General features: G+C 54.1%; 7 protein-coding genes and 1 pseudogene. 5 read left to right on the top strand and 3 right to left on the bottom strand.

The window, feature by feature from the left end; all coding sequences use genetic code 11:
* Positions 1-210: 210 nt before the first annotated feature.
* Both RT613_RS20690 and RT613_RS20685 read right to left on the bottom strand, forming a co-directional pair.
* Positions 211-1152 (bottom strand): asparaginase, encoded by a 942-nt coding sequence (locus RT613_RS20690; RefSeq protein ID WP_313618264.1) that lies wholly within the window; start codon positions 1150-1152, stop codon positions 211-213.
* The gene (locus RT613_RS20685) at positions 1149-2627 is read right to left on the bottom strand and encodes an amino acid permease (protein WP_313618263.1); all 1479 of its coding nucleotides are present in this window, start codon (positions 2625-2627) and stop codon (positions 1149-1151) included. Before RT613_RS20685 ends, RT613_RS20690 begins: the two co-directional genes overlap by 4 nt.
* 273 nt (positions 2628-2900) lie before the next feature.
* Between RT613_RS20685 and RT613_RS20680 the strand changes: the two genes are divergently transcribed.
* Positions 2901-4328, top strand: coding sequence for an aspartate ammonia-lyase (locus RT613_RS20680; RefSeq protein ID WP_313618262.1), 1428 nt, complete (start codon positions 2901-2903; stop codon positions 4326-4328).
* On the opposite strand, the gene RT613_RS20675 is transcribed toward RT613_RS20680, so the two are convergent.
* The gene (locus RT613_RS20675) at positions 4297-5013 is read right to left on the bottom strand and encodes a FadR/GntR family transcriptional regulator (RefSeq protein WP_313618261.1); all 717 of its coding nucleotides are present in this window, start codon (positions 5011-5013) and stop codon (positions 4297-4299) included. The two genes, RT613_RS20680 and RT613_RS20675, sit on opposite strands and share 32 nt — an antisense overlap.
* Positions 5014-5280: 267 nt before the next feature.
* Between RT613_RS20675 and RT613_RS20670 the strand changes: the two genes are divergently transcribed.
* The 4 genes and pseudogenes from RT613_RS20670 to RT613_RS20655 all read left to right on the top strand — a co-directional run.
* The gene (locus RT613_RS20670; RefSeq protein WP_409558871.1) at positions 5281-6966 is read left to right on the top strand and encodes a phosphoethanolamine transferase; all 1686 of its coding nucleotides are present in this window, start codon (positions 5281-5283) and stop codon (positions 6964-6966) included.
* A 44-nt stretch (positions 6967-7010) separates the two neighbouring features.
* On the top strand, positions 7011-7346 hold the full coding sequence (locus RT613_RS20665) for a diacylglycerol kinase (protein WP_313618259.1): 336 nt from the start codon (positions 7011-7013) through the stop codon (positions 7344-7346).
* 95 nt (positions 7347-7441) lie between these two features.
* Positions 7442-8095, top strand: coding sequence for a response regulator (locus tag RT613_RS20660; protein ID WP_313618265.1), 654 nt, complete (start codon positions 7442-7444; stop codon positions 8093-8095).
* A 7-nt stretch (positions 8096-8102) separates the two neighbouring features.
* A pseudogene (locus RT613_RS20655) lies at positions 8103-8837 on the top strand (two-component sensor histidine kinase); the annotation flags it as partial.

Here is an 8837-nt window from a genome sequence, read left to right as displayed (position 1 = left end):
GTGATTGAATCACACAACGCCACAGACATGAACCCCGTTATGGGGACACGACCTAAACTCCACGGTTGTTGGCCGCCAGCAACACCGCGATAACCGCGCGTTTACTCGCCAGTCAATTCGTGACGCGCATGACAATCTCCTTTTTCTAGACATTGATCACACGATGCCACCGATGCGGACACAGTTATAGGGACAAGGCCAGCTCAGCCGTCAATCATTGAAGGAATTGGTTATCAACTCGGTTGTCGCACTATTACTAATAAGGACAGCAAGTAGTACTCGTGCCTGCCCCGGCCGAAGTGTTTTTGAATGAACGGCACCGGCCACACCCATATCATGGCCACCGCCACCGCCACCATATCCTGCCACAAGTAAACCGGTTGGAACCCGGCTGGAAACCACGACAGGTATGGCCTTGTCGCTGCAGCGCTTGACCGCCTTCACCACATCAGGATTGGCATTTCCGGAGCCCAGTGCTGCAAGCACGATACCATCAACACCGGCAGCGATGCTGGCATCGATATGGGTGGGGTGGCAGCCGGGATAGATGGCGACGATATCAACACGGATACCATTGACCGGTTTTGGGTAAATCGCGATGTCAGGACAGATGTCAGGCCTTGCCAAACGGAAGGCATCGGCGTGATCGGCCGAATGTTTGTAGAGCCCCCAGGCTGACAGAACCTGTCCGCCGAAACTGATCAGCACGCCCCGTTGCGAATTTGCGTGTTCAACCGCCAGATTGATGGCCGCGAACAGATTGGCGGGGCCATCGGAATCGGGATGATCTGCCGTAAACTGTGCGCCCGTGAAAACAACCGGCTTGTTAAGCCTGTGCTGCAGATGCACGAGCATTGCAGTTTCTTCCATGGCATCCGTACCATGCAGAATGACAACACCTGTGATGTCAGGGGCAAGCAACTGCCTGCCGACCTCATCACTGATGTTTTGCATATCGGCCAATGTCAAGCTCGACGAATCCTTCGCCATCAGCTCGACAGGCTTGAGCCGTGCCGGCATGTCGCCAAGACCAGACAAAAGGCTCTCGCCAGTGAGGGCCGGTTTGCTGGAACCGTCCTCACTCCGTTTGCTTGCAATCGTACCACCGGTGGCAATGACTGCCACCAGCGGAAGAATGTATTGCGACTTCACAGCAGGCCCCGCTTGCTTGGAACGTCCGATTTATTGTGCTCGTTTGCGATTTGCTGGATTCGGTCACGAAGCAGATACCACCCTATGACAAGCGCCGGAGCGATTATCAAGATGGAAGCAATCGTCCAGGTTCCCGCAGGGTAATCAAACGCCATCAGCACAAGCACGCTGAACAGGAAAACAAGCGTGATAATGCCGGTGTATGGCGCACCAAACATGCGGAAATCAGGACGCGCCACATCGCCACGACGTGACAAATGCCACAGCTTGAGCTGGCAAAGGATGATCACACCCCATGCGCAGATAATGCCGAGTGCAGACAGGTTCAATGCGATTTCAAAAGCAGCGGCGGGCACAATGGCATTGAGAATAACGCCAATAACCGTGACAACTGCAGTCACAGCAATGCCACCATAGGGCACGCCAGCCTTGTTCATCTTGGCAAGTGCAGCCGGAGCCGAACCGGAAATCGCCATCGAGTGCAGAATACGACCAGTCGAATAAAGGCCAGCATTCAGTGACGACAGTACCGCAGTCAGAACCACGAGGTTCATGATGATGTCTGCGCCTTCAATACCGATTGCGCCAAAGAACGTCACGAACGGGCTCTCGCCAGCCTTGTAGGCGTTGTAGGGCAACAGCAGCGAAAGTAGCAGCACGGAACCGACATAGAACACCAGAAGACGGATAACCACGGTGCGGATAGCGCGTGGCATGACCTTGCGTGGATCTTCCGTCTCGCCAGCCGTCGTGCCGATCAATTCGATAGAGGCATAGGCAAACACCACGCCTTGGATGATGACGAAGGCAGGCAATATGCCATTGGGGAAGAAACCGCCGTTCTGGGTAATCAGGCTGAAACCGACGGTGTGCCCTTCAATCGGTGTGCCGAAAATCACGAAATACACGCCGACAACCAGAAATGTCGCCAGGGCCAGCACCTTGATAAGGCTGAACCAGAATTCCAGTTCACCAAACACCTTCACCGAAAGCAGGTTCATCGCGAGTACGACGACCAGGGCGGTCAAGGCAAATACCCACTGGTCTATGCTGGCAAGCCACGGAACATACTGCTTGAAGAAGTTCATGTAGAGCGCAACGGCGGTCACATCGGCAACCGATGTCATGGCCCAGTTCAGCCAATACATCCAGCCAACCGCAAAGGCCATTTTCTCACCGTAGAACTCACGTGCATATGACACGAAGGAACCGGAGCTCGGGCGATACATGATCAATTCGCCCAGCGCGCGCAGCACCAGAAACGCAAAGAAACCGCAAAGCGCGTAAACGAAGATCAAGGCAGGACCGGCCATGGCCAGACGTCCACCTGCTCCAAGGAAAAGACCTGTACCGATTGCGCCACCAATGGCGATCATCTGGATCTGCCTTGGTTTCAGCGCCTTGTGGTAGCCGAGGTCTTCCTCGGCAAAAACGGCACGGTCATCACTAGTTTTATGCAAATTCTCGACTGACATAGCTCCTCCCTCTGAGCCTGTTTTCGATGGTTCGTGTTTTCACCTTCGAATGGAAATGCTGTTTTTCTTATGCCGCTGAGAAGCGCAGCATCGAACCGCATCATAATTGGCTATGCTGTAATGCTGTATGACAGATATTTTCCTCATATTCGCACCACATGCCTTCCGTCAAGCTTGATTTTGCTGAGTTGACGTTTCCAAGCGACAGGCATACAGAGACAGTAATCTGTCTTACAGCTATACAGATTATGTCACGATCCATAGGAGGACAATGTGGTCACGACACGTACGGAGCACGATTTGCTCGGTCCAAAAGAAATTCCGACAGATGTTTACTGGGGTGTTCATACGGCGCGCGCCGTCGACAATTTCCAGATCACCGGCACGCCGATCGGGCGCTACCCCTACCTCATTCGCGGCCTTGCTTATGTCAAGGAGGCGGCAGCGCTTGCCAATCATGAATTGGGACTGCTGGACAAGGACAGGCTGAACGCCATCGTCGCCGCATGCCGGGAAATTCGCGATGGCGCCCTGCACGACCAGTTCGTCGTCGATGTTATCCAGGGCGGTGCTGGCACCTCAACAAACATGAATGCCAATGAGGTGATCGCCAACCGCGCGTTGGAAATCCTGAACCATCAAAAGGGCGACTACAGCCAGTTGCACCCAAATGATCACGTCAATCTCAGCCAGTCGACCAATGATGCCTACCCAACTGCCATCAACGTTGGCCTGATTGAAGCGATTGATGATCTCTCGGATGCCATGAGAGTGTTGCAGCAGGCATTTGAGAGAAAAGCACAGGAATTCCACAGCATCCTCAAGGTAGGTCGCACTCAGTTGCAGGATGCGGTACCAATGACACTCGGCCAGGAATTCCGCACCTTTGCGGTGATGCTGGGTGAAGACAGGGCACGTTTGATTGAATCAGCCGCATTGCTGCATGAAATCAATCTCGGTGCGACTGCAATCGGCACCGGCTTGAATGCGCCGGCCGGTTATGCCGCACGCGCCTGCGAGCACCTGTCTGAATTGACCGGGCGGCCTCTTGTCACGGCTGCCGACCTGATTGAAGCAACACAGGATCCCGGCGCATTTGTCCACCTCTCCGGTGTGTTGAAGCGCATCGCGGTCAAGCTGTCCAAGACCTGTAACGATCTCAGGCTTCTGTCGTCAGGTCCACGCGCAGGCATTGGCGAAATCACCCTGCCTGCGGTTCAGGCCGGCTCCAGCATCATGCCAGGCAAGGTCAATCCTGTTATCCCGGAGGTTGTCAATCAGGTGGCATTTTCGGTGATTGGCAATGACATCACCATCACCATGGCAGCCGAGGGCGGGCAATTGCAGTTGAATGCATTTGAACCAATCATCGTGCGTTCGCTTTCCGATAGCATCAGCCATCTGAGCGCCGCATGCCGCACACTTGCCGAACGTTGTGTCGACGGCATTGTTGCCAACCCGGCAATCATGGCACTGCGTCTGGAGGAATCAATCGGCCTTGCAACCGCGCTCAATCCGCTGATCGGTTATTATGCGGCCACGCAGATTGCCCGTGAAGCCCTGTCAACCGGTCGCAACATTCCGGAAATCGTGCTGGACCGCGGTTATCTCACCGCGGAACAGTTGCTCGAAGCACTCAAGCCAGAAAGACTGGCCAATCTGCAGGATGTCACGAGTGCCGGGGGCGATCCGCTCCCATAATGCTGGTCACCACCTGCTTGACCTGACCAAGATGGCTTTCCATCGCCTCGATGGCTTCCTGCTCATTGCCCGCCCGGATTGCTTCGGCAATCCGGCGGTGTTCAATATTCGAGGCTTCGCGACGATGCGCCATCATGTTCAGCAATTCCGACTGCTGCGAGATTGCTCCGCGCGCATCGGTCACGATTTTTGCAAACACGGCATTGCCAGACGCTTCGGCAATCATCGTGTGAAATTCGGAGTCCAGCAAAACCCACTTGTGAGGATCTGTCTGGCGGTCCATGGCGTCACAGAGCTGCAACAGGCCTGCCGCCTGTTCCTCGCTTCTGCGCACAGCCGCCCAGCCTGCCGCCGGCACCTCGATGAAGGGGCGTGCCTCAATCAGATCTCGTGCGGAATAACTACCGTAACTCAGTTCGGTGCTGGGTGTAGATGTGAGAATGAAGGTGCCGCTGCCCGTACGTGTTTGCGTTAGTCCCAGCGTTTGCAGCGAGCGCAGAGCTTCACGCACAATCGGCCTGCTGACCCCGTAACGAACCGCAAGGCTGCTTTCGGATGGTAATCGTGCACCAACCGACAGACGTCCAGATGTTATTGCAGAACGAATATCTTCGAACACCGATTCAGCGGCATTTTTCCGACTGATCGGATTTGCATCAGATAACCAATCAGCCAGTTCACTCATAGTTGCAACCTTCCCAATCATTCGGCTTTATCAAACAGCTGCATTGTAGGGCAGCATATCCATTAGCCAGATATCGAACTACAGCATCACAGACAAAAGCGGAATTGATTTCTGTAGGTTACGTCATCTGTTTTACTCGATCGACAGATGCATCATGTCAGCGCCATTCAGGTTCATGTCAGAAAAGCCGGACATCTAGCCACCAGAGCCGGTTGTAATTTTGCGTTCCCGTTGCCCGCAAGGTGTCTGAAACCAATTGCCCGGCAGATGATCGAAGTCAAAAATACAGGTGGCAAATTGGCATTTCTTACAGCGAAATCCGAAAGGCTCGAAGTCTATCGTCCCGTCATCGGAAGCGGAACCTTGAGTGCACTTGGTGCACTGTTTCTGCTTTTTTTCCTCAATAGAACCTTCTGGGGCAAAATTCACACCTATCTCTCGCCCTACCCTGTCGCGATTACCGCCCTTTATGTGGCGATGAGCGCATTGTTCATTGCGATCATCACCATCTTTTCCATCAAATACGTCATCAAGCCATTTCTGGCGTCGCTTATTGTTGTCGCCGCATCCGCCTCCTGGTTCATTGACCGCTTCAGCGTCATCGTTGACAGTGACATGATCCGCAACGTTTTTGAAACGACGCCTGCCGAGGCAGGAAACCTGCTGACATGGGGCTTCGTGTCCTACATGGCGCTATTTGCTGGTTTGCCCATCCTGTTTCTCGCTGTCGTGCGTGTCCGGCACAAACCCTTTCCGCAAAAACTGCTGCGCAACACCCTGACGGTTCTGGCATGCCTTTCAGTGGTCCTGTTGATCGGTTTTGCAAATTCCAAGACATTTACAACAGCAATCCGCCAGCATCGCGACATCGTAAAGAGCATAAACCCGATAACGCCTATTTCCAGCACCGTGCATTATCTGATGCAGGCCGGGCAGGAAGCAAAGATCATTGCGGAACCGACCGGACTGGATGCCAAAGTCATGGCCGCAGCTGGTGGCGTCAGAAAACCAAGAGTGACTGTCATCGTTGCCGGTGAAACCGCACGGGCTGCCAACTTCTCGCTGAACGGTTATGCCCGCAATACCAATCCTGAGCTTGCCAAGCGCGACATTGTCTATTTCCCCAATACCTCAAGCTGCGGCACGGCAACAGCAACCTCCATCCCTTGCATGTTTTCTAAGTTCACCCGCGCCGAGTACACACACAGCAAAGGCCTCAGCAACGAGAACGTCATGGATGTTCTGTCCCATGCCGGCATCAGCACGACATGGCTGGACAACAACACCGGCAGCAAGGCTGTAGCCGACCGTATAGACTTTACCGATCTCGCCGCCACCAATGATCCACGCTTTTGCACCGGCGGTGAGTGCAAGGACGAAATCTTCATGGAGAAGCTGGATGCCTGGCTGAACTCCATCACCAAGGACAGCGTAATCGTTCTGCACCAGATGGGCAGCCATGGTCCGACCTACTATTTGCGCTACCCGGCTGAATTCAAGGTCTTCACGCCAGATTGCGAGACGGCAGAGCTTGGTAATTGCACCGACGCACAAATCGTCAATTCCTATGACAACTCGCTTCTCTACACGGATCATTTCCTGGCAACGATCATCGACAAGCTGAAAGCCAAATCAGACAAACTGGCAACCGGGATGATTTACGCGTCCGACCATGGCGAGTCGCTGGGAGAAAACGGTCTATATCTGCACGGCACGCCCTACCTCCTGGCCCCCGACCAACAAACCCATGTGCCGTTTCTGGTGTGGTTCGATAATGACTTTGCCAAATCCATGGGACTGGACCGCGCTTGTATGGCACAGGAAGCAACCGCCCATTCGCACTCTCATGACAATTTTTTCCATAGCATTTTGAGCATGATGAACGTGCAGACCTCGGTCTATGATCCGAAGCTGGACATCTTCAATCGCTGCAGGAGCAATCAGGTCTCATGAGTGTGATGCCAGATTATACAAAACTCACCGGGATCACGCATTTAATGGCAGCCACGCGTTATTCTGCAGCCGGAGCGCGGCGTGCCTGGAAGGAAACAGCCTTTCGGCACGAGGTGTTCACCTTCGTGCTCCTGATGACGGTCTACCTGTCGCTTGGCGTCAGTCTGACAATCATCTGTGCTGCAGTCATCCTGTTTCTGGCGCTGGTATCGGCAGAGGCCTTGAACACTGCGGTCGAGGAAATCATCGACCGCATTTCACCGGAGATTTCAACAACCGGGCGACATGCAAAGGATCTCGGCTCCTTTGCCGTGTTTTGCCTGCTGGTCGCCAATGCAGTGCTGTTTCTATATGCCCTCGCCAGTCATCTGGTTTTATGAAAACAGACACGGCCTCAACCGCGACAAGAAGGTCATGGCTTGACGCCTTGACCTCTTACAGAATACGCAATGATAAATCGCTTTATGGGGTTGTCTTGCGGGTCCTGCTGGTTGAAGACGATTATGTACTTGGAGAGGCGCTGCGCGACCATGTCGCTGCATCTGGCCATGCCGTGGACTGGTTCAAGAACCTTGCCGATTCCATTGCAGCAACACAGACAGTTCGCTACGGACTGGTACTGTTGGATTTACGCCTTCCCGACGGTGAAGGGCTGACATTGCTCAAAACAATGCGCTCCGCCAATGACTCAACACCGGTTATCATTTTGACCGCACATGATCAGGTTTCTGACCGTATTGAGGGACTGAATGCTGGAGCAGACGATTATCTCGTCAAGCCCTTCAATCTCGGGGAACTGACAGCTCGCATGCTGGCTGTATCACGCCGTTATGAAGGCAGATCCGTCTCTGTGGTGACCCTGCCGGATATTGAAATCAATCAGGCGGTGCGCAGCATTGCCGTGCATGGCAAACCCATATCCTTGAGCGCACGCGAATGGGCGGTTCTGGACAAGCTGATCGAGCGCCCCGGAGCGCTTGTTTCCAAAACACAACTGAGCGAAACGCTGTATGAATTCGGTGCCGAGATCGAAAGCAATACGGTTGAAGTTTACGTCAGCCGCCTGCGCAAAAAAATCGGGCACGGGCGCATAGAGACCGTGCGCGGCATCGGTTACACAATCCGTTGAGGCCAATATGAATGCCAAGATGAGCATGACCCGCAAGCTCGTTTTTGCTGTAACCGCAGTTGTTGCCATTGCATGGCTGCTTGCATCCAGTCTGGGCATCATGGTCATGCAGGACGAGTTTGCCGAGATTTTCGACAGCGCGGTCGAAGAAACCGCTGAGCGTCTGCTACCCCTTGTGGTGAGTGACATTCAGGGAAGCGGCGTTTCTGCTGCACAACTCGACTTTACCCAGCAGGCTGCCGGGACCGAATATCTCACCTATCAGGCACGGGACCGCCTGGGGCATGTTCTGATCCATTCGCATGATAGCGCCATCGAACCCTATGACGTTCCTTTGGCAGCCGGATTTGCGGACACATCAACTCATCGTATCTACACCGCAGTTTCACCCGACGGCGCCATTTTCCTGCAGGTGGCCGATGCTTTTGCTAACCGTCGCGAAGCCATTGTCGAAGCTGGTGTGGCGCTGTTCCTGCCGCTGATCATCCTTATTCCAGCCAGCATCATCGCCGTCATTTTTGTCGTTCGGCGCACGCTGTATCCCATTCAGGAACTGCGCGACGACATTGGACGAAAGGACAGCGGCAACATGGCACCAGTCGATGCAAGCCCGCTGCCAAGCGAGTTGCATCCAATTGCCCGCTCGGTAAACCTGCTGCTGGAACGTCTGCGATTGTCGCTTGAGGCAGAACGTGAGTTCACCTCCAACAGCGCCCATGAACTCAGAACGCCGATCGCCGGG

The organism is Agrobacterium sp., from assembly GCF_032092815.1.
Lineage (GTDB): Bacteria > Pseudomonadota > Alphaproteobacteria > Rhizobiales > Rhizobiaceae > Agrobacterium.
Note: the sequence above shows the minus strand (reverse complement) of the source record. Positions and strands in the feature narration are given on the sequence as shown.